Below are 20,597 nucleotides of genomic sequence, written 5' to 3' on the forward strand. Positions count from 1 at the left end.
ACACCTCGCATTTGGTCTGAGGTGGGGCGCAAGCCGAACCCCGGTGTGGTGGCACAGGCGCTTTCGTCGACCGGGGTGGTGTTCCCGGCCAGGCTCCGCCCGGCCGGGGTCACGCCTCGGTCCGCCTGGTGAACGACACCTCGCATTTGGTCTGAGGTGGGGCGCAAGCCGAACCCCGGTGTGGTGGCACAGGCGCTTTCGTCGACCGGGGTGGTGTTCCCGGCCAGGCTCCGCCCGGCCGGGGTCACGCCTCGGTCCGCCTGGTGAACGACACCTCGCATTTGGTCTGAGGTGGGGCGCAAGCCGAACCCCGGTGTGGTGGCACAGGCGCTTTCGTCGACCGGGGTGGTGTTCCCGGCCAGGCTCCGCCCGGCCGGGGTCACGCCTCGGTCCGCCTGGTGAACGACACCTCGCATTTGGTCTGAGGTGGGGCGCAAGCCGAACCCCGGTGTGGTGGCACAGGCGCTTTCGTCGACCGGGGTGGTGTTCCCGGCCAGGCTCCGCCCGGCCGGGGTCACGCCTCCGTCCGCCTGGTGAACGACACCTCGCACCTGGTCTGACGCGCGGAACCCCGGTGCGCCGCCACCGGGGTCCGCCGTCGGCCGGAGCGGTGTCCCCGGCCAGGCTCCGCCCGGCCGGGGGAGCCCAGGTCAGGCGATCCGCAGCCGCCGGCTCCCCGACGCGGTGCGCACCACCTCGCCGAACCGCTGCACCGCGAGCCGCAGCCCCACCGCGCGCTCCTCGGCGACCGACCCGCCCCGGATGTGCTGGTCCAGCACGAACTCCCCGGCCAGCACCGAGTCCGCGCCCTTCACCGCGAGCAGCGGCTTCAGCGCGTAGTCCATCGCGACCAGGTTGCCCTGCGCGCCGCCGTTGGCGACCGGCAGCACCGGCCGCCCGCGCAACGCCTTCTCCGGTAGCAGGTCCACCAGCGCCTTCACCAGCCCGCTGTGCGCGGCCCGGTACACCGGCGAGGCGACCACCACCCCGTCCGCGCGCAGCACCGCCCCGACCGCGTCGGAGATCACCGGGTCCCGCAGGTCCTCGGTGAGCAGCGAGAGCACGGGCAGCCGCCGCACGTGCAGCGACCGCACCTCGCACCCGCAGGACGCGAGCGCCTGCTCCACGAGCGACACCACCGCCCCGGTCCGCGAACCGGGGGACGGGCTTCCGGACACCACGAGCACACTGGACACGACGGGACGCACCTCTCCGCAGGAGGGGAAAACCGGGGGCTGCCGGGGGTGTGGCGACGGGGGGAAGGCTCTGACCGCGAGGTGAAATCCGTCAGCGGCAACAGATCGCGGCGCCGGTGCGGCAGAAGTCGACGTGGCGTCGCCGGGTGAGCAGCGTGCTCCCGGTCACGGAACCGAGTAGAGCAGCAGCGGGCGGATCGGACAACCGGCGCGGGTCGGGGGTTCCACGGGGCGGGACGGCGAGCCCTGACGGCGAGCCCTGTACCCTGGGCGGCGCGGACGAGTCGGCAGGGCGGTCGCGTCGGCGGGGTCACCCGCCGCCGAGGAAAGTCCGGACTCCACAGGGCAGGGTGGTTGCTAACGGCAACCAGGGGCGACCTTCGGGACAGTGCCACAGAGAACAGACCGCCACCGGCGCTCGCGCCGGCGGTAAGGGTGAAACGGTGGTGTAAGAGACCACCAGCGCCCCCGGTGACGGGGGCGGCTAGGCAAACCCCACCCGGAGCAAGGCCAAGAGGGCGTCCCCCAGGGGGCGCCTGCGCAGGCGTTCGAGGGCTGCCCGCCCGAGCCTGCGGGTAGGCCGCACGAGCCCGGCGGCGACGTCGGGCCTAGATGGATGACCGCCCAGCGGTGCGCCGAGAGGCGCCCGTGGACAGGATCCGGCTTACAAGCCGGCTCCTCCGCGCCTTTCCCACTCCTCCGGAGTGGGAAAGGCTTGCCCCTCAAGGCTTCCGCGAAGGCCGCCCCGGCGGCATCCGGTACACCCGTCGGAACCCGGCGCCCTCGTTGTACCGCCGCTCCAGCTCCGCCACGTACGCCGCCACCGCCGGGTTCACGATGTCCGCCAGGCTCCGCACCCCGGACCCCGGTTCCCGCGCCGCCAGGTACGTCGCCGCCGCCCGCGCCCGCTCCAGCACGTCCCGGTCGAAGTTCACCGTCCGCTGCACCCGCCGCCCCGGCCCGCTCGGCCCGACCACGTGCTCGGCGGCCTGCTCGACGACGCGCTCGATCTCCCGCTCGACCTCGTCCGCGGCCGTTCTGCCGCTCGCCCGTTCGGGGGCCTGCCCGGTCGGCGCCGCACCCGCCCCCACCGTGATCTCGTTCACGCCGACCGCGATCGCCTCGGCGGCCTCGGTGGTGATCTCCACGATGCTTCCGGCTGTCTCGGGCACGGCTTCGGGCGGCTTGGCCATCTGCGAGCCTCCTCGGCGAGGTAATCCGGGCCACACGGCCGTTCAGGGGGCGCGCGCCCTGCCGAACGGGTCACTCGACGTCAACAGCAGCCCAAAGAGCCCTCGCCGGTGCGCACGGTGCGTCACCTGCGTGCCTGCATCCGGGTGAACTGTCCCGGCAAACGGGAGAATCCGGGCTAGCCGGTCCTCCGCCGCTCGACTCGGACCCATTATGGCTGTGAGTCAGATTAGACGTAATCTACGTCGGAGGGAACGGGCCTTGATCATCGACGGAGCGCTAGGACGCCGGTGCGCCTCGTGACCGAGACGTGTTCTACTCGACAGCGCACGATCCCGGTGGACCCCCCTCGGTCCGCCGCCTGAAGTCCTGCGTACCACAGGAGTACGAGATGACCGCCATGTCCCTGGTAACACTCGCGCAGCAAGCCCCCTCGCTGGGCACGACAGGCGTGCGGCAGTGGATTCTCGACAACCTCGTGCCCCTCCTCCTGCTCACCGTCGCCGTCCTGCTGCTGTGGCTCGGCGGCGGCAAGGGCGACAACGCCGGCGTCATGCGGAGGCTCGGCGGGGTGATCATCGCGCTGGCCATAATCGGACTGGCCGTGACGACGAACGCGGGCGCCGACATCGGCTCGTGGATCGCCGGCCTGTTCACCGGCGGGTGACCAGGTGCGGGTACGCACTGACGACGAGGTCTACCGGGTCGACGCCGTCTGGCTCGGCCCGCCCAAGGCGACCTTCCCGTGGCGCGCGCGCTACGTGGCCTGGGGCGTCGGGATCGCGGTCTTCCTGCTCGTGCTGACCGTCGAGCGGCAGGTCGGCATCGGCTTCGGGTTCTTCAGCACGGCGTGGGCGCTGATCGGCACCGTGCTCATCACGAGGTTCATCACCTCGCGGATCAACCACGAGCGCCCGCTGTCGGCCGCGATGACCATGCTGAGCCGGGAGCTGACCGCGCCCCGCGAGCAGACCTCCGGCGCGGGCGGCGCGGCCAGCGCCGCCCGCCTCAGGGTGTCCCGCGAACGACCCCGCAAGCGCCCCAAGGGCGTCAAGCGCGCCGAGCGCGAGCAGCGCCGCCGCGCGCAGGAGCACGACCGCCGCCAGCAACAGCACCGCAGGCAGCAACGCCGTAAGAAGGAGGTTCGCGGTGTTCGGACGCCGGCGTGACCGGGACCGCCGCAACGCGCCGCACGTCGCCCAGCACGCCGCGCCGGGCGACACCCGCGGCCAGTCGTCCAGCGGCAAGCGCGCGCGCCGCCTGACCGGCGAGCAGGTGATCCCCAGCTACACCCCGTCCATCGCCGCCCGGACGATCGACGGTCACCTGCTGCGCACCGGCCAGGAGGTGTACGCCTGGTACAAGCTCGCGCCGCAGCGCTGGTCGTTCCGCTCCGACTCGCAGCGCCAGGACCTCATCGCCGCGATCGCCGGGCAGTACGCCGAGCTGCAGGGCCGCTGGATGCACCTGCGCGTGACGACCCGCCCGTACCCCATCAGGATGTGGGCCGAGGCGCACGTCCACAACGCCGTTCGGCGGCTTCCGGACACCCCCGGCGCGCTCAGCTTCGACGACTACATGGTCGGCGAGCAGCAGCAGCTCATGGGCCGGTCCATGGCGGAGAAGGAGGTGTACCTCGGCGTCCAGGTCCAGACCCGCAACATGATGGACCGCGCCGTCGAGCGCGCCGCCCCCGTCCTGCGCCGGGTCTTCCCGGACGCGGTGGACGCCGAGCTGGTCGCCATCGAGTCCGAGGTCGACCACCTCGACCAGGTCATCGGCTCCGCGGGCCTCGAAGGCCGTCCGGTCACCGCCGAGGAGATGTCCTGGCTGATGCACCGGTCCTGCTCGCTGGGCCTGCCCGCCCCGCGCAACCTGCCCGCCGTGCCGGGCGCGCCGTGGGAGCCGGAGGACCTGGCCAGCTTCACCGACGCCGCCGACTTCCACCAGGAGCCCTACTCGCCCACGGTCACCGTGCGCGGGCGCACCGGCTCCAACGCGGGCATCCGGCGCAACGTCGCCGTGCTCACCGTGGGCCTGATGCACGGCCTGCAGATCCCCGAGATCGACGACCCGTGGGTGCAGCGCGCCGACCGGCTGCCCGCCTCCGTGGAGTGGTCGGCCCGGATCTACGTGCGCCGCCCCGAGGAGGTCGCGGGCGAGCTGCAGCGGCAGATGAACAAGGTCCGCTCGCAGGTGCGGCACTACACCGACGAGCACGAGCTGGAGCCGCCGCAGTCGCTGTCCCGCCAGGCGGGCCGGGTGCTGGAGATCGACGACGAGATGACGTCGGGCTTCACCTCGCTGGGCACCCGCGTGCGCTCGTGGTGGCGCCTGGCGGTGTCCGGGCCGAACGAGCGCGAGGCGCTGCGCCTGGCCCAGGCCCTGCTCGACCTGTACAAGCCCAAGGTCGCCATCGAGCACCCCGAGGCGCAGTACGCGCTGGCCAGGGAGTTCATCCCCGGTGAGGCGCTGTCGTCCTCGGCGTACCTGCGGCGCGGCTCGGTGCTGTGGGCGGCGTCCTCGGTGCCGACGGCCACCGCCGAGGTCGGCGACCGGCGCGGCATCCTGCTGGGCGAGACGGTCACCGCGACCCGCCGCCCGGTGGCGTGGGACCCGTGGATGGCGCAGGAGCTGCGCGACTCGTCCGGCCTGAGCGCGCTGGTCGCGGGCCTGGGCGCGGGCAAGTCGTTCCTCGGCGGCGGCATCGTCTACAAGACGCTGCGCTCCGGCGCGCACTGGACGCTGCTCGACCCGTCCGGCCCGCTGGCCGCGCTGTGCGAGCTGCCCGAGCTGCGCCCCTACGCCCGTCCGATCAACCTCCTCAACGCCCAGCCCGGCATCCTCAACCCCTACCGGGTGGTGGCCGAGCCGCAGCTCGAGCACTTCATGGACGAGGACGACCCGGAGCGGGCGTGGCGGCGCGAGCGCGCGCTGGCCGCGGCCACCCGCCGCCGCCTGGTGCTGGACGCGCTGAGCGGCCTGCTGCCCTACGAGGTGGCCCGGCTGCCGCAGACCAGGATCGTGCTGCTGCGCGCGGTCCGCACCGTCGGCGGTCGCCCCGACGCGCACCCCGGCCAGGTGTTCGAGGCGCTGCGCCGCGACGCCTCCGAGCACCACGAGCACGCCGTGGTGGTCGCGGACTTCCTGGACGAGCTGCGCGAGCGCATGTCGCTGCTCATCCCCGAGGACGACGACGACCCGTACCGCGACCAGCGCGACGACCGGCTGACCGTGCTCACCATGGCGGGGCTGAACCTGCCGAAGGACGGCGTCGGCCGCGAGCACTGGACCGACGCCGAGGCGCTCGGCGTGGAGATGCTGAACCTGGCCGCCTGGCTCACCCAGCGCTCCATCTACGAGCGGCCCAAGGACCTGCGCAAGGGCGTCTGGATCGACGAGGCGTTCTTCCTGTCCGAGGTGCCGACCGGCCGGGTGCTGATGAACCGGTTCGCCCGCGACTCGCGCAAGTGGAACGTGCGCGTGCTGCTGTCCAGCCAGATCCCGGCCGACTTCCTCAAGATCCAGGGCTTCGTGGCCCTGCTGGACTCGGTGTTCGTCGGGCGGCTGGACGACGACCAGGCGCAGGCCGACGCGCTGCGGCTGCTCAAGGTGCCGGTGGGCGTGGGCTACGAGCAGGTCGTGGCGAGCCTGGGCCGCAGGCCGGGCGGGGTGCGCAACGCCACCGAGCGGGACCGGGCGCCGCGCCAGTTCATCTTCGCGGACGGCGCGGGCGGCGTGGAGCGGATCAAGATCGACTTCTCCGGCCCGCACCTGGAGCACCTGCGCCAGTCCCTGGACACCACCCCGGACGCGCTGCGCGAGAGCGCCGCGGCTGCCGAGGCGCAGGCGGTGCTCCCGGCCCAGGACCCGCTCGCGTACGACGACAGCTATCCCGACGAGGACTACGACGACGAGTTGGCGGCCGACCTGGAGGTCGGCCTCGCCGACGATTTGGTCGACTCCGCGCACGGTGAGGGAGGAAACCGCCGAGGCGGTCGGGAAGGTGCGGCATGACGCTGCTCTCGCTCGTGGCCGCGCTGTCCGTCGCGCTGTGGGCCTGGCGGCGGAACGCGCGCACCCCTGGACCGGCCGGTCGCGGTCGCTGGCGCGCCATGGCGGTGGTGGTCGCGCTGGTCGGCCTGCAGGTCGTGATCGGCGCGCCCGCCGCGAGCGCGGCGAACTGCGGTGAGGCGCCCAACCCGGAGCGGCCCGGCTCCGGCATGGTCGGCGCGATCGACCCGCCGCTCGGCAACGGCCTGCCCGACACGCCGTACGACCGGTACAGCTACGCGGGCATGGTCTGGCACACCTACCAGACCAACTGCACGGTGGTGCCCGACTCCGGTGCGGTGATCGACACCTGGATGGGCAACGAGCTGTTCAACATCGGCAAGAACATCGTGGGCGCCACCAACGCGCTGCACTACACGGTGATGGGCCGGGGCCTGCTGGTGCCGCTGGACGAGGCGGTCGAGGCGGGCGTGCAGCGCGTCTACGACAACGTCTACCTGCGCTGGTTCGGCCTGGTCGCGCTGGTCCTCGCGGTGCTGATGTTCCGGCAGATCTGGCAGGGCGACCTCGCCGCGATCTCCAAGCGGGGGCTCTGGGCGCTGGCCGCCATGTGGTTGGCGACGTCGACGCTCGCGCTGCCGCAGTTCTACACGTTCCTCGACGGCACGCTCGTCACCAAGACCTCCGAGATCCAAGCGGGCTTCCTGGAGGCCCCGGAGAAGGACGACGCGCTGCACGTCCTGCCGTCCCGGCTGCACGACGCGGTGGTCTACCAGACCTGGCTGCGCGGCGAGTTCGGCACGCCCGACGCGCCGCAGGCCGCCGAGTTCGGCCCCAGGCTGCTGGCCGCGCAGGCGTGGAACCTGGACGAGATGGCCGAGCAGAAGGACGGCGACCAGGCCGCGCTCGACGCCAAGAAGAACGACTTCAAGGCGGTCTACACCGAGCTCGGCCCGACCCAGGGCTACTTCTCCGGCGCGGACGGCGGTCGCACCGGCGCGGGGTTCCTGTCGCTGCTCCAGGCGGTCGCGTTCTCGCTGTTCCAGCTGTTCGCGAAGGCCGCGGTGCTGCTGGCCCAGCTGCTGCTGCGCATCCTCACCCTCGCCGGTCCGCTGATCGGCCTGGTCGCGCTGCTGCACCACGAGCTGCTGCGCAAGGTCGCCCGCGCCGCCGCCGTGACCGTGTTCAACGTGCTGATCCTGGCGGTGCTGGCGGGCACCCACGCCCTGCTGCTCCAGGCGATCTTCAACGCCTCCGGGCTGTCGCTGCTGACCCGCACCATGCTCGGCCTGATGCTCACCGTGGTCTGCTTCATGATCGGCAAGCCGCTGGGCCGCATGTGGCAGATGGTCGAGATGTCGGTGGGCACGGCGGGCAGCGCGCTGCCGATGAAGGGCGGCGTGTTCTCCCGGCTCGGCAAGCGCAAGGACACCGGCCCGACGCCCCAGGAGGAGTTCTGGGAGACCGTCAGGGACGGCGACGGCGACGACGGACCCCAGGTCCCGCAGCGCGGCGCCCAGCGGGTGCGCCCCGAGGCGGCCAACCCGGCCGTGGTCAGCGCCACCGCCCAGCGGCTCGACCGCGACGGCTCGGGCGGGTACGGCTCCTCGGACTACGGCTCCTCCGGTTACGGCTCCTCGGGCTACGGCGGCCAGAACGAGCTGCCGTCCCGCGCGCGGCCCGCGCTGGCCCCGTCCGGCGGCCAGGCCGCGCTGCCCGCCGGGCGCGCGTCGCGGGTCGTGGACACCCCGCCGGTCGCCGACCGGGGCTGGGACCGGGTCGACGACGCGGTGCTCGTGCCGTCCCGGTCGACCACCTACGCCACGCGCGTGGACCCCGGCCCGATCAGCAACCCGCGCGCGGCCGAGACCGAGGTCGTCGCGGGCAGGCAGGTGCACGTGATCTACCGGCCGTCGCGCGGCCTGGAAGTCAGGGATGGCTGATGCCGATCAGGACGAACCGCGGGCGCGCCGCGGTCTACCGCAGGCTCTGGGGCTGGCCGCTGCGCTCGCCCAACCACCTCGCCATGACCGTCGTCGGCTTCGCCGCGCTGGTGGTGGCGGCCAGCGTGCTGGTGCCCCAGCTCACCGACCGGGGCGCGCAGGCCCGCCAGGGCGGTGAGGTCCCGCCGCTGAGCACCTCGGTGGGCGGGCAGCCCGGTCAGGGCACCCAGATCGGCGTGCTGCCCACCTCGACCACGGCCCCGCCGCAGACCAAGGAGCCCGCGCCCACCCGGCCGTCGCCCGCGACGACGGGCAGCGACGTGGTGGTGCCCGCCGAGGCGCAGCTGGTCGTCGAGTCCTGGCTCGACAAGTGGGCCGACCACCCGGCGGGCACGACGAACGAGAAGTGGCTCAAGGGGTTGGAGCCGTTCACCTCCGAGGAGCTGCTGCCCAACCTGAAGTCGGTCGACCCCGCCCTGGTGCCGGTCGTGATCAAGGGCGAGGTGAAGCGGATCTCCGCAGGCAGCGCGTCCGCGGAGTTCGAGGCGGAGGTGGAAACCGGGAAGATGGTGATCACTGTGGTCAAGTTCCCCGATCCCGCCGGCTGGCGAGTGCACAAGTACGACAAGGTGGGGTGAGATGCTCAAGGTCGCGGTGACGGCCGTGGTCGCGGTCGTCGTGGTCGCCTTCGCCACGTTCAACGGTGTTTCGCAGATCATCAACGACTCCACACCGGCCGTCGACGAGAACGGCCGCATCCTCCGCGCCGCCTCCAGCTGCAACGCCGCCATCGGACCCTGGAACGCCGCCGACGGCGCGGGCAAGGGCGAGTACGACGCCAGCAGGTTGAACGACGAGCAGCGCGGCACCGTCGCCAAGATCATCTCCATCGGCCAGGAGCGCAAGCTCCCCGCGCTCGCCTGGCAGGTCGCCATCCAGGCGGGCATGACCGAGTCCGGCCTGCGCAGTCTCGACTACGGCGACCGGGACTCGCTGGGCATCTTCCAGATGCGCCCCTCCATGGGCTGGGGCACGCCCGCCCAGGTCACCGACCCGGTCTACGCGGTCAACAAGTTCTACGACGTGCTGCTCAACGTGCCGGACTGGGAGGAGCGCCGCCCCGGCGACTCCGCCCAGCGGGTCGAGCGCTCGGCCTACCCGGACCGGTACCACAACTGGGAGGCCATGGCGGCCTTCCTGATCGGCGAACTGGGCAACGTGCCCGACCCGGCGGGCTGCGGCGCGGGCGAGGGCAAGGCGCTGCTGGCGTCCGGCGCCGCCGGTGGCGCGATCGAGTTCACCAAGCAGCAGCTCGGCGAGCCCTACCTGTGGGGCGGCAACGGGCCGGACGCCTGGGACTGCTCCGGCATCCTGGTCAAGGCGTTCGGCAGCGTGGGCGTCACCATCCCGCGCGTGGCCAACGACCAGTACATGCGCGGCGGCGCGCACCTGCCGATCGCGGACGCCAAGGCCGGTGACCTGATCTTCTGGGCCAGCGACCCGTCCGACCCGGTCTCCGTGCACCACGTCGGCATGTACCTGGGCGACGAGCAGTACATCCACGCGCCGCAGACCGGCGACGTGGTGAAGATCAGCAAGCTGAACCGGGACTACCACGAGCTGATGCCGCTGGCCGTCCGGCCCGGCGTCTGAGCGGGGCGCGCGGGGCGGCCGACCGCCCCGCGCCGCACCCGCCCGAGCGTTCGCCCCGACCGACCGCCCCGACCGACCGCGTCGTGCTGAGGGAGGCACCGTGTTCACCCCCGAACCCGTCCAGCGCCGAGGCGGTCCGCCGGCGTCCAGCAACCCCGTCCGGGACTACCTCGGGTCCCGCCCGCCCGGCGCGGTCGACGCGGGCTACGCCGTGCTCCCCCGGTCGCTGATGGAGGCCATGCCGCTGCCGTGGCAGCAGCAGATGGTGCACCTGCTGGCCGAGCTGCACCGCACCCACGGGCACCTGCGGTGGCCGGAGTACCGGGTGGTGCCGTCCCGGCGCGAGCGGCTGGTCGACCTGGACGAGGACCAGCTGACCGAGGTCGGCGCGATCATGGAGATCGACTCGGAGGGCGAGCTGGTCTACCGGGAGCGCGGCGGCAGGCCGATCGAGCACCCGGAGAACCACGTCGTGCTGGTCTCCTGCCTCGACCCGGTGGTCCGCGAGGCCGCCGACCAGACCACCCCGCCGCGCGGGTTCCCGCAGCCGCACCAGGACCACGGCGGCCCGCACCCCGGGGCGCTGCCGGTGCAGGACTTCCGGGACCAGCAGGACCGCACCGGGCCGAGGTCGGACCGGTTCCCGGTGCAGAACCAGGTGGGCCCGCGCTCCGGCGGGTTCCCGGCGCAGGACCAGGCCAGCGGCTACCACCCGGCGCCCCAGCAGGGCGGCTACGCCCAGCCCCACCCGCAGCACGCGCCGGGGCAGGGCTACCCGCAGCCGGAGGAGGCGGGGCGCAAGAAGAAGAAGCGCTTCTGGTGACGCCTGGCCGGTGCCGCCTGCCGGTGGCGCCCCGCAGGCGACGTCCCGCAGGTGCCGCCTGCCGGCGACGTCCCGCCGTCAACGCTCCGCCGGTCGCGGTTGCCGATGATCTGCGCGCCTGCGACCGTCGTGGGATCTTGAAGGCATGGCTGACCCTCATGGCTGGTACTACTGCCTGACCCACCGCACGTCCGAGCAGGGCCTCGGCTGCCGGGGCGCGGACCGCATGGGCCCGTACCCGGACCGGGCGACCGCGGACCGCGCGCTGGAGATCGCCAGGCAGCGCACGGAGAACGCCGACGCGGCCGACGAGGCCGAGGACGAGTGGAAGAACGGCTAGCGCGGCGCCGAACCCGAGCCCGGAGCTCCGGGCGACCGGCCGAAGTCGCGCCGCACCACCACCCGCGCCCCGGTCCGCGCGACCGCACCGCCGTCGCGCTCGTCCACCCCTCCACCCCCCACCTGTGATGTGATGATCCGGTGACTGGTGTCGAAGACCTCACGGTAGGCGTGCTCGGTGGTACCGGCGCCCAGGGCAAGGGCCTCGCCCTGCGCTGGGCCAAGGCTGGCCTCAAGGTCGTGATCGGGTCCCGCTCCGCCGAGCGGGCCGGGGAGGCCGCCTCGGCGATCCGCGCGGAGACCGGCGCCGAGGGCGTCAGCGGCGCGGACAACGAGGCGTGCGCGCGGCAGGCGGACGTGGTGCTCGTCGCGGTCCCGTGGGACGGGCACGCCGAGCTGCTGTCCGGGCTGCGCGAGGCCCTCGCGGGCAAGGTGGTCGTGGACTGCGTGAACCCGCTCGGCTTCGACAAGCAGGGCCCGTTCGCCCTGCCGGTCGCCGAGGGCTCCGCCGCGCAGCAGGCCGAGGCGCTGCTGCCGGACTCGCGGGTCACCGCCGCGTTCCACCACGTGTCCGCCGTGAAGCTGGCCGACCTCTCGCTCGCCGAGGTGGCGTGCGACGTGCTCGTGCTCGGCGACGACCGCGAGGCCACCGACCTGGTGCGCGCGCTCGCCGACGCCGTCCCCGGCTTCCGGGGCGTGTACGGCGGCAGGCTGCGCAACGCCCACCAGGTGGAGGCGCTCACCGCGAACCTGATCGCGGTCAACCGCCGCTACAAGGCCCACGCGGGCCTGCGGATCACCGACATCTGATGCCGGTCGACGACCTCGGCGAGCCGGTCCCGCTGCCCCGCCCGCCCACGCGGGTGGTCAGCCTGGTCCCGTCGCTCACCGAGGCCGTCGACCCGGCCGCGCTGGTCGGCGCCACCGACTACTGCACCCACCCGCCCGGCCTGGACGTGCCGCGCGTGGGGGGCTCGAAGTACCCGGACGTGGATCGCGTGCTGGCGCTGCGCCCGGACCTGGTGCTGGCCAACGGCGAGGAGAACCGGCCGGGCGACGTGGCCGCGCTGCGCGCCGCCGGGGTGCCGGTGTGGGTGACCGGGGCCCCGGCGACCGTGCCCGCCGCGCTGGCGTCGCTGCGCAGGCTGTTCGAGGTGGTGTGGGCGGCGGAACCGGGGTGGCTGGTGCGCGCCGAGGCGCTGTGGTCGCGCGCCGAGCCGGTCCGGGTGACGGCGGTGGTCCCGGTGTGGCGCAGGCCGTGGGTGGTGCTGGGCCGGGACACGTTCGCGGGCGACGTGCTGGCGCGCCTGGGCGTGGCCAACGCCTACGCCTCGCACCCCGACCGCTACCCCCGACCGCCGCTGGCGGAGCTCCGGGAGTGCGGCGCGCGGGTGGTCGTGCTGCCGGACGAGCCGTACGAGTTCACCCCGGCCGACGGCCCGGAGGCGTTCCCCGACCTGGTGCCGGTGCACGTGTCCGGCCGCCACCTGACCTGGTACGGCCCTTCGCTGGCCGAGGCCAGGGCGCCCCTGGAGGCGGTCCTGGCCCCGGTGCTGGACCTCTAGCCCGCTAGGGGCGGAACCGGTCGGTGGCCTCGACGAGCGCCTTGAGGATGCCGGGCTCGTCGAACGCGTGCCCGGCGTCCCCGACCATCACCAGCTCCGAACCGGGCCACGCCTTGTGCAGCTCCCAGGCGGTGACCGGCGGGGTGGCCATGTCGTAGCGCCCCTGCACGATCACGCCGGGGATGCCGGAGAGCTTGTGCGCGTCCCGGATGAGCTGCCCCTCCTCCAGCCAGGCGCCGTGGACGAAGTAGTGGTTCTCGATGCGGGCGAACGCGAGCGCGAACCGGGGCTCGGCGAACGAGGCGGTCAGGTCCGCGCGCTCCAGCAGCGTGACCGTGGACCCCTCCCACACGCTCCACGCGATCGCCGGGGCCTCGTGCACGGCGGGATCGGGGTCGTTCAGCAGCCGCGAGTACGTGCCGATGACGTCCCCGTCCGGGGCCCAGCGCGCGACCTGCTCCCACAGCTCGGGGAACAGCATCCCGGCGCCGCCGCCGTAGTACCAGTCCAGCTCCTTCTTCCGGACGGTGAAGATCCCGCGCAGCACCAGCTCGGTGACCCGCTCGGGGTGGGTCTGCGCGTAGGCGAGCGAGAGCGTGCTCCCCCAGGACCCCCCGAACACCTGCCACCGCTCGATCCCGAGGTGCTCCCGGAGCTTCTCCATGTCGGCGACGAGGTGCCAGGTCGTGTTGGCGGTCAGGTCGGGGTTCTCGCTGGCGTGCGGGGTCGACCGCCCGCACCCGCGCTGGTCGAACAGCACGATCCGGTAGGCGGCGGGGTCGAACAGCCGCCGGTGCGCGGGCGAGCACCCGCCACCGGGTCCACCGTGCAGGAACACGACGGGCTTGCCCTCCGGGTTCCCGCTCACCTCCCAGTGCACGAGGTTCCCGTCGCCGACGTCCAGCAGGCCCTGCTCGTGGGGCTCGATCTCGGGGTACATGCCTCCACTGTGCCCTGCGGGATTGCGCCGGTCAGCCGTTCATCGGATGTGCGCTGCGGATCTAGCGTCAAAGGTGAGCAAAATTCACAAGGGGGAACGCCCATGCGACCGCGCACCAGCGGCCGGAGCACCACCGCGCCCAGACTCCTGACGGCGCTGACCACCGCGCTGACCCTGCTGGCGACAGCCGCACCCGCCCACGCCACCACCGCGCCGACCGACCTGGGTATTGAGGGCCTCGGTCCGGACCCCGACCAGGCGATCCCGTGCCGGGTGGGCCCGGACCGGTCCGTCGTCTTCACCCAGACCCCGCGCCTGCGCGCCAGGATCCAGGGGCCGGGCGGCACCGGCGAGTTCGAGTACGCCGTCCACGCGGGCACGGTGGACGCCCCCGGTGCAGAACTGGCCGTGCTCCACGACAGAAGCATCCCGCTGGGCGTCTACTCGGAGGTCCGCGTCCCCGCCGGTGTGCTGTCCCACGGCGGCTTCTACACCTGGCGGGTCCGCACGCCGGGCGGCGAGTGGTCGTCGCCCTGCGAGTTCGAGGTGGACGGCGTCAAGCCGGACGCCCCGCTGGTGTCGTCCACCGACTACCCCGAGGCAGGCGACCACGGCGGCCCGGACGTGCCGGGCACGTTCACCTTCCGACCGGGTGGTCCCGAGCTGCCGGTGGCGTACGTGTGGGGCTTCGGCTCCGATCCGATCCACACCGTGCCCGCCGCCCCGGACGGCACGGCCACCCTGACCACCCTCCCGAGGTGGGTGGGTGCCAACCACCTGGTCGTGCAAGCGGAGGACCGTGCGGGCAACCGCTCGCCGGTCACCACCTACTGGTTCAGCGTCACCCCGCCGCAGCCCCAGGCGCCGGAGTTCCCGCTGACCGAGCTGCACCGCTACGGCTTCAACGAGACCGAGGGCGCCACCACCGCCGACTCGATCACCGGGGCGACCACGACCCTGCCCGGCGGAGTGACCCGAGTCCCCGGCCGGAACGACAACAAGCGCTTCCTGAACCTCGACGGCACGGCCGCCATCACCGCGCCCACGACGGGCCCGCGTGCCGACCAGCCGTTCACCCTTGCGGCCTGGGTCCGTCCGACCGACCTGACGGCCGACCTCCGGGTCGCCGTGCTCGGCGACCCGAGCACCCCGTTGGCGACCCTGGGCTACCAGGCGTCCACCGGGAAGTGGTCCGCCACCGGCGCCGGCGGCACGGCCACCTCGTTCTTCCCGGCGGACAACGGCAGCTGGGTGTTCCTGGCCGTGGTCCACGACCACACGACCGGCACGGCCACCCTGTACGTGGACGCCGTCAAGCAGAACACCGCCCCGTGGACGCCCACCGCGACGACGGCCGCCTCGCTGCTGGTGGGGGAGGGCTTGCGGGGCTCCCTGGACGACGTCCGGGTCTTCTCCGGGGCGGCGAGCGACGATGACGTCACTCTGCTCTACAACGACTCCTTCCACTTCTGAGAACCCCGGTGGCCGCCCACCCACCGGGGTGGCCACCGGTCGTCAGTCGTCGAGGTCCCCGACGAGGTGCCGCAGGTAGGCGTCGGGGTGCTCGAGGTACCGCCGCCAGCTCGTGACGAGCTCCAGGTCGGCCCACCGCGCGCGCCGCAGCCCGTGCTCCCCGACCTCGATGACGTCCGCCCCCGGTGTCGCCGCCAGGATCGGCGAGTGCGTCGCGCAGACCACCTGCGCCCCGGACTCGCCGAGGTCGTGCATCAGGGCGACCAGCTGCAGGCACGCGGTGAACGACAGCGCCGACTCCGGCTCGTCCATGACGTAGAAGCCGGGATCGCGGAACATGGACCGGAAGACGGCCAGGAAGCCCTCGCCGTGGCTCAGCTCGGCCGTGTCCTCGTCCCAGTAGCCGGGGACGCCGCCGAGGTTCTCGGTCATGCCGAACGCGGTCTCCGCGCGCAGGAAGAACCCCTTCTTGCGCAGCCTCGGACCGGCCAGCATCCGGGCGCCCCTGGCGGTGGTCTCCAGGCGCAGCACCTCGCCCAGGTCGGTCCTGACCGCGTTGGGGTCGTGGAACTTCCGGGCCGCCCGCCCGCCGCGCGCGTCCAGCCCGAAGCCCTCGGCGATCGCCTCGACCAGCGTCGACTTCCCGGACCCGTTGTCCCCGACCAGGAACGTCACGGGGCGGGTGAACTCCAGCCCGCGCTCGACGACCTCGGCGACCGCCGGGATCGTGTACGGCCACTCCCAGCGGTCCTCGGGACGCAGGGACTCCGGCACGTAGGCCCGGCTGACGAACACACGCGCTCCTGCTGGTGGTAGTCCCGCCGGTGGCCGCCCGCCCTGAGGGGGAGAGGGCGGCCACCGGTCGTCAGGCGCTCAGTCGTCCAGGCGCTCACGCGCTCAGTGGAACGAGTGCTCCGGTCCGGGGAACCGGTGGCCGCGTACTTCGGCGGCGTACTCGCGCGCGGCGTCGCCCATGATCCCGGCGAGGTCGGCGTAGCGCTTCACGAACCTGGGTCCCTTGCCGCGGCGCAGGCCCATCATGTCCTGCCACACCAGCACCTGGGCGTCGGTGTCGGGTCCGGCGCCGATGCCCACGGTGGGGATGCGCAGCTCGTGCGTGATCTTCTTGGCGACCTCGGAGGTGACCATCTCCAGCACCACGGAGAACGCCCCGGCCTCCTGGACGGCGTGGGCGTCGGCGACGACGGCGTCGAACGCCTCGTTGCGGCCCTGCACGCGGAACCCGCCGAGCTGGTGCTCGTGCTGCGGGGTGAACCCGATGTGCGCCATGACGGGGATGCCCGCGTCCACGATGGCCCGGATGTGCGGCGCGAACGCGCGCCCGCCCTCCAGCTTCACCGCGTGCGCGCGGCCCTCCTTCACTCACCTTCGGTTCATGAAGGAGGGCCGCGCGCACGCGAAAAGATCAAGAACCGAGCAGTCCGCGAACGTGCAGTTCGAGCGGCTCCAGGAGATCGGGGTAGTCCCCGCCCCTGATGCGTCGCAGCAGCCGAGCAGCCACGTAGAGCTGCGCGATCCGACCCGTCTCCGTTTCGAGCACGTCCGCGTAGACCTCGCGCACGCGTCGTGCCGTCCCTGGAACCAGGAGGCTGTGGCACAGCAGGGTCGCGGCGTCCGCCCCCTTCGGCCCACGTCCCCACAACTCCCAGTCGAGCAGACCGAATCGAGGCCGCACCAGGTTCGCCCAGTGCACGTCCCCGTGCACCGTTTCCCATTCCGCCACGATCGGGTCCACCGCGTCCCCGAACTGCTTGGTGAGCCGTTCGGTGACCTTGTCCTGATCGCTGTTGACCCGCTTGGTCGGCGTCGCCGCGATGGTGTCCGTCGTCCGTCGCAGCTCTTCCCACCACATGTCGTCCAGCGAGATCCCCGCACGCAGCACGTCGGTGGGCGAGCACGTGCTACCGGGCACGCGAGTCATGATCTCCGCGCGCTGCTGCCGCCACTCCTCCCACTCGAACACGTCGAGCACGTGCGGCTTGGCGAGTCCTGCGAACGAGTTGGCGTCGAGGTTGCCCGTCCAGAAGTCGCCACCGGTCCACTGCTTGTCCTCGGAGACGACTCGAAGCCAGCGATCCGAATCCCCCTCTCGGACAGGTGCGCTGATGGACCGGTCCATCCAGCCGATGAGCGGGTCACCGGTGATGACCACGCCGAAGTGCTCGGCGGCGCGGTCGAGGTTGTCGCGCATCCACCGCTTGAACCGCGCGTCGGCCTCGCTGACCTCGGTTGTCATGGCACCTTCCTCACTCGTCGACGAGGTGCCGCAGGTAGGCGTCGGGGTTCTCAAGGTACCGGCGCCACCCCGCGACCAGGTCGAGGTCGGCCCACCGGGCGCGTCGCAGCCCGTGCTCTCCGACCTCGATGACGTCCGCTCCCGGTGTGGCGGCGAGGATGGGGGAGTGGGTCGCGCAGACCACCTGCGCCCCGGACCGGCCGAGGTCGTGCATCAGGGCGACCAGTTGGAGCGAGGCGGTGAACGACAGCGCCGATTCGGGTTCGTCCATGACGTAGAAGCCGGGGTCGCGGAACATGGATCGGAAGATGGCGAGGAAGCCCTCGCCGTGGCTCAGTTCGGCGGTGTCCTCGTCCCAGTAGCCGGGGACGCCTCCGAGGTTCTCGGTCATGCTGAACGCTGTCTCGGCGCGCAGGAAGAAGCCCTTCTTGCGCAGCCTCGGGCCGGCCAGCATCCGGGCGCCCCTGGCGGTGGTCTCCAGGCGCAGCACCTCGCCCAAGGCGGTCTTCCCCAGGTCAGGGCCGCCGGACTTCCGGGCTGCCCGTCCGCCGCGCGCGTCCAGCTTGAACCCCTCGGCGATGGCCTCGACCAGGGTCGACTTCCCGGACCCGTTGTCCCCGACGAGGAAGGTCACCGGGTGGGTGAACTCCAATCCCTGCTCGACGACCTGCGCGACCGCGGGGATCGTGTAAGGCCACTCCCGGTAGTCGTCGGGACGGAAGGACTCAGGCACGTAGGCCCCGCTGACGAACACGCGCGCTCCTGCTAGTCGTAGTTGGGCTGGCAGCCGCCCTTGGGCCTGCACGGTCCCGCCCCAGTGGGCCAGCACGACGGGTTGCAAGCCGGGCTGCAACTCGGTCCGCACGCCGGATCGCAGGGCCTCGGCGAGAACTGGCTGTCGAGTTCGGTGATCGCGTCAGCCATCCCCCGACCACCGAGGACGTCGGCGAGTGGAGTGCGCCGGACGTTGCCGACCGGCATCCAGCGGGAGAAGACGCAGGGCCACACCGATCCGTCCGGACCGACGGCGGCCTTGCCTCGACCGCAGTGCCCGCAGAGCTGGGACACGTCGGGTGCGAGGGTGCGCACCCCGCGTCCGACCTGCCGCAGGTGGTCGACCCGCACCTCGCCGGTGACTCCCAGGGCGGCCAGTTCACCGCGAGCCTGGTCGACGCGCTGGCCATCGCCGAGGTCGATCACCCCGACCCGCAGCTGGATCGACCGGTCGAGCGCTTCGCCGATGTTGTTCCTGGTCCGGAGGTGGCTGCCACGCCCCTTGGTGATGCGCTCGTGCTCTTCCGGGGTGTCGCTGTAGTAGCTCGTCGCGAGTTGGACTCCCGGCTGCGCGAAGACCTCCCACAGGTGCGGTGCCACGCGGACGAGGTTACTGAAGACCTCGACCTGCATCCCCCTCCCGAGCGCGTGGTTCACGAAAACGGGCAATGACCGGTGGAGCGTCGGTTCCCCGCCGATGAACTGCACCATCTCGACCCCGAGATCAGCGGCTTGGTCGATCGTGCTCAGCCAGTCCGCCGCTGTCATGTCGCCATCCGTGCCCGAGGGGCCCGACTCGGCGTAGCAGTGCAGGCACTGCAACTGGCACTTGCCTGTGATCTCCAACCAGAGAAAAGAAATCCCGTTCAACTCGGCTGCCTCCGTTCGGTTGGTGCGCTGTCCGAGGTCGTCGACGCGTTGTCACCGCTCGTCGGCGGACCCCCTCGTTCGGTCAGGTGGAGTTCGTCCGCTCGAACCCCCTCCATGAGCGCCAGGAACCTCAGCGCGGTCTCCTGGTCCTCGGAGAAGTGCAGGCTGTGATCAGGCCAGAAGATGATCACCCCGTTTCCGCGTGGTGGGCTGAGCAGCCAGGCCAGGGGGTGGTCGTCGTCATCGTGGGTGACGGGCGAAACGGTCGGGTCTTTCATGTGGGACAGGCCTTTCCGGTGCGCCGGTCGACTCCTGCGGAGCGAGTGGCTGTCACGTGGCAGAGTAGCTGTCATGTGACAGAGTCATGTGACAACAAACGGGTGAACTTGCCTGCCGCCGCTCTCGGCGCGCCGCCGGGCACACTGTCCACCGCAGCGTCACAGACCACGGGAGGAGCACGGATGGGCAGCGCTCGCCCCTCGCTCGGGAAGCGCCACATCGGCATCGAACTCCGGCGGATACGCCTGGAAGCCAAGAAGCACCAGAAGGACGTCGCCGCTGTCATCGAGGTCGACCCGAGCCTGATCAGCAAGGTCGAGGGCGGTGAGCGGGCGCTGAAGGTCCACGAGGTCGAGAAGATCCTCGACTTCCTCGCGGTCCAAGGCGACAAGCGCGACGAGCTCTTGATGCTCGCCCGCGAAGCGCGCAAGCGCACGAGGCGGATGCACCCCGACCCCTTCACCGGCGCCTTCCGCCGGATCGGGGACCACGAGGACGACGCGTCCGAGGTCTACTACTTCCAGGGCGAGCTGATACCCGGAATGCTCCAGACCGAGCTGTACGCCCGCTCGCTCATCAGCGTGACCATGTCCAGCCTCGCGGAAGTGGGCGTCGAGGAGATCGAGACCCGCGTCCGGTTCAGGCTCTCCCGTCAGCGACTGCTGGACAGGGCAGCGCCGCCGCGCCTGTGGTTCGTGATAGGCGAAGCCGCCCTGCTCAGGCCGATCGGGGGCGCAGAGGTCATGCGCGCCCAGCTGCTGCACCTCTCGACCGCGTCCGAGCGCTGGCCGCACGTGACCATTCAGGTGGTGCCCACGGCGGCGCGGGACCACCCGTTGCTGGGGGGCGCGTTGACGCTGTTCCGGTTCGACGGCAGGGTGCCGGACATCGTCCACCAGCAGACCTTCATCGGCGGCGGTGTCTACGTCGACAATCCGGAAGACACCAAGCAGTGCTTCCGCAGTTACGACAAGCTGCGCGCAGTCGCGCTTGGGCCGGAGGACTCCCGTGCGCTCATCGCCGAACGCGCGGCCGGATATGACGAGGAGCTGGACAGGTGAGCACGGGAGCGCCACTTCACCGGTGGTTCAAGAGCAGTTACAGCGGTGGTGCCAACAACGAGTGCGTCGAGGTTCGCTTTGGGGCCGTGTCGGGTGAGCACATCGGTGTCCGCGACTCGAAGTCGCCGGAGTCCCGCCTCTCCTTCTCCTCGGCGGCTTTCAGCGCTTTTCTGCTCGGGCAACGCCGCTGACCCTGGGGAACGGCGGTGGCCGCCACCC

20 protein-coding genes, 1 other RNA gene and 1 pseudogene are annotated in these 20,597 nt (G+C 72.2%); 14 read left to right on the forward strand and 8 right to left on the reverse strand.

Annotation, left to right across the window (positions count from 1 at the left end; all coding sequences use genetic code 11):
* Window positions 1–650: 650 nt before the first annotated feature.
* On the reverse strand, window positions 651–1,196 hold the full coding sequence (locus tag AMIR_RS04410; RefSeq protein ID WP_012783505.1) for an NAD(P)H-dependent oxidoreductase: 546 nt from the start codon (window positions 1,194–1,196) through the stop codon (window positions 651–653).
* Window positions 1,197–1,476: 280 nt separating this feature from the next.
* Here AMIR_RS04410 and rnpB point away from each other — a divergent pair.
* Window positions 1,477–1,879, forward strand: an RNA gene (rnpB, locus tag AMIR_RS36590) — RNase P RNA component class A.
* 39 nt (window positions 1,880–1,918) lie between these two features.
* Here rnpB and AMIR_RS41480 read toward each other — a convergent pair.
* Window positions 1,919–2,389, reverse strand: a complete 471-nt coding sequence (locus AMIR_RS41480) for a hypothetical protein (RefSeq protein WP_012783506.1) — start codon at window positions 2,387–2,389, stop codon at window positions 1,919–1,921.
* A 389-nt stretch (window positions 2,390–2,778) separates the two neighbouring features.
* On the opposite strand from AMIR_RS41480, the gene AMIR_RS04420 reads away from it, so the two are divergent.
* The 10 genes from AMIR_RS04420 (at window position 2,779) to AMIR_RS04465 (ending at window position 12,724) form a co-directional block, all read left to right on the forward strand.
* A complete protein-coding gene (locus AMIR_RS04420) occupies window positions 2,779–3,054 on the forward strand; it encodes a hypothetical protein (protein WP_012783507.1) in 276 nt (91 codons plus the stop codon).
* Window positions 3,055–3,058: 4 nt separating this feature from the next.
* A complete protein-coding gene (locus AMIR_RS04425) occupies window positions 3,059–3,556 on the forward strand; it encodes a hypothetical protein (protein WP_012783508.1) in 498 nt (165 codons plus the stop codon).
* Entirely contained in the window at window positions 3,537–6,404 is a 2,868-nt protein-coding gene (locus AMIR_RS04430) for an ATP-binding protein (RefSeq protein WP_012783509.1), read from the forward strand. Before AMIR_RS04425 ends, AMIR_RS04430 begins: the two co-directional genes overlap by 20 nt.
* Entirely contained in the window at window positions 6,401–8,344 is a 1,944-nt protein-coding gene (locus tag AMIR_RS04435; protein ID WP_012783510.1) for a hypothetical protein, read from the forward strand. Before AMIR_RS04430 ends, AMIR_RS04435 begins: the two co-directional genes overlap by 4 nt.
* Window positions 8,344–8,982 (forward strand): hypothetical protein, encoded by a 639-nt coding sequence (locus AMIR_RS04440; protein ID WP_012783511.1) that lies wholly within the window; start codon window positions 8,344–8,346, stop codon window positions 8,980–8,982. The genes AMIR_RS04435 and AMIR_RS04440 overlap by 1 nt, the downstream gene beginning before the upstream one ends.
* A 1-nt stretch (window position 8,983) precedes the next feature.
* On the forward strand, window positions 8,984–9,997 hold the full coding sequence (locus tag AMIR_RS04445) for a C40 family peptidase (RefSeq protein WP_012783512.1): 1,014 nt from the start codon (window positions 8,984–8,986) through the stop codon (window positions 9,995–9,997).
* Between the two features lie 100 nt (window positions 9,998–10,097).
* On the forward strand, window positions 10,098–10,820 hold the full coding sequence (locus tag AMIR_RS41485; RefSeq protein ID WP_012783513.1) for a hypothetical protein: 723 nt from the start codon (window positions 10,098–10,100) through the stop codon (window positions 10,818–10,820).
* Window positions 10,821–10,965: 145 nt separating this feature from the next.
* Entirely contained in the window at window positions 10,966–11,160 is a 195-nt protein-coding gene (locus tag AMIR_RS04455; protein WP_012783514.1) for a hypothetical protein, read from the forward strand.
* Window positions 11,161–11,300: 140 nt separating this feature from the next.
* A complete protein-coding gene (npdG, locus tag AMIR_RS04460) occupies window positions 11,301–11,969 on the forward strand; it encodes an NADPH-dependent F420 reductase (protein WP_012783515.1) in 669 nt (222 codons plus the stop codon).
* Window positions 11,969–12,724 (forward strand): helical backbone metal receptor, encoded by a 756-nt coding sequence (locus AMIR_RS04465; protein WP_012783516.1) that lies wholly within the window; start codon window positions 11,969–11,971, stop codon window positions 12,722–12,724. The genes npdG and AMIR_RS04465 overlap by 1 nt, the downstream gene beginning before the upstream one ends.
* 4 nt (window positions 12,725–12,728) lie before the next feature.
* On the opposite strand, the gene pip is transcribed toward AMIR_RS04465, so the two are convergent.
* A complete protein-coding gene (gene pip, locus AMIR_RS04470) occupies window positions 12,729–13,664 on the reverse strand; it encodes a prolyl aminopeptidase (protein ID WP_012783517.1) in 936 nt (311 codons plus the stop codon).
* Window positions 13,665–13,766: 102 nt separating this feature from the next.
* Here pip and AMIR_RS04475 point away from each other — a divergent pair, with 102 nt between their 5' ends.
* A complete protein-coding gene (locus AMIR_RS04475; protein WP_012783518.1) occupies window positions 13,767–15,137 on the forward strand; it encodes a LamG domain-containing protein in 1,371 nt (456 codons plus the stop codon).
* 42 nt (window positions 15,138–15,179) lie between these two features.
* Here AMIR_RS04475 and AMIR_RS04480 read toward each other — a convergent pair whose 3' ends face one another.
* From AMIR_RS04480 to AMIR_RS04500, 5 genes and pseudogenes are all read right to left on the reverse strand, one after another.
* Window positions 15,180–15,932 (reverse strand): AAA family ATPase, encoded by a 753-nt coding sequence (locus AMIR_RS04480; RefSeq protein ID WP_012783519.1) that lies wholly within the window; start codon window positions 15,930–15,932, stop codon window positions 15,180–15,182.
* A gap of 102 nt (window positions 15,933–16,034) precedes the next feature.
* Window positions 16,035–16,520: pseudogene (locus tag AMIR_RS04485) on the reverse strand (3-methyl-2-oxobutanoate hydroxymethyltransferase); the annotation flags it as partial.
* Window positions 16,521–16,563: 43 nt separating this feature from the next.
* Window positions 16,564–17,394 carry a phosphotransferase family protein gene (locus AMIR_RS04490; protein ID WP_012783520.1) on the reverse strand — a complete coding sequence of 277 codons (831 nt, stop codon included), beginning with the start codon at window positions 17,392–17,394 and terminating at the stop codon, window positions 16,564–16,566.
* Window positions 17,395–17,404: 10 nt separating this feature from the next.
* Window positions 17,405–18,148, reverse strand: coding sequence for an AAA family ATPase (locus tag AMIR_RS04495; protein WP_012783521.1), 744 nt, complete (start codon window positions 18,146–18,148; stop codon window positions 17,405–17,407).
* Window positions 18,149–18,159: 11 nt separating this feature from the next.
* On the reverse strand, window positions 18,160–19,014 hold the full coding sequence (locus AMIR_RS04500) for a radical SAM/SPASM domain-containing protein (RefSeq protein ID WP_041837362.1): 855 nt from the start codon (window positions 19,012–19,014) through the stop codon (window positions 18,160–18,162).
* Between the two features lie 485 nt (window positions 19,015–19,499).
* On the opposite strand from AMIR_RS04500, the gene AMIR_RS04510 reads away from it, so the two are divergent.
* Together AMIR_RS04510 and AMIR_RS04515 are read left to right on the forward strand one after the other, a co-directional pair.
* Window positions 19,500–20,378 (forward strand): helix-turn-helix domain-containing protein, encoded by an 879-nt coding sequence (locus AMIR_RS04510; RefSeq protein WP_012783524.1) that lies wholly within the window; start codon window positions 19,500–19,502, stop codon window positions 20,376–20,378.
* Complete coding sequence (locus AMIR_RS04515; protein WP_012783525.1) at window positions 20,375–20,569, forward strand: DUF397 domain-containing protein; 195 nt, start codon at window positions 20,375–20,377, stop codon at window positions 20,567–20,569. The genes AMIR_RS04510 and AMIR_RS04515 overlap by 4 nt, the downstream gene beginning before the upstream one ends.
* Window positions 20,570–20,597: the final 28 nt, after the last annotated feature.

The organism is Actinosynnema mirum DSM 43827 (assembly GCF_000023245.1).
In the GTDB taxonomy this organism is placed as follows: domain Bacteria; phylum Actinomycetota; class Actinomycetes; order Mycobacteriales; family Pseudonocardiaceae; genus Actinosynnema; species Actinosynnema mirum.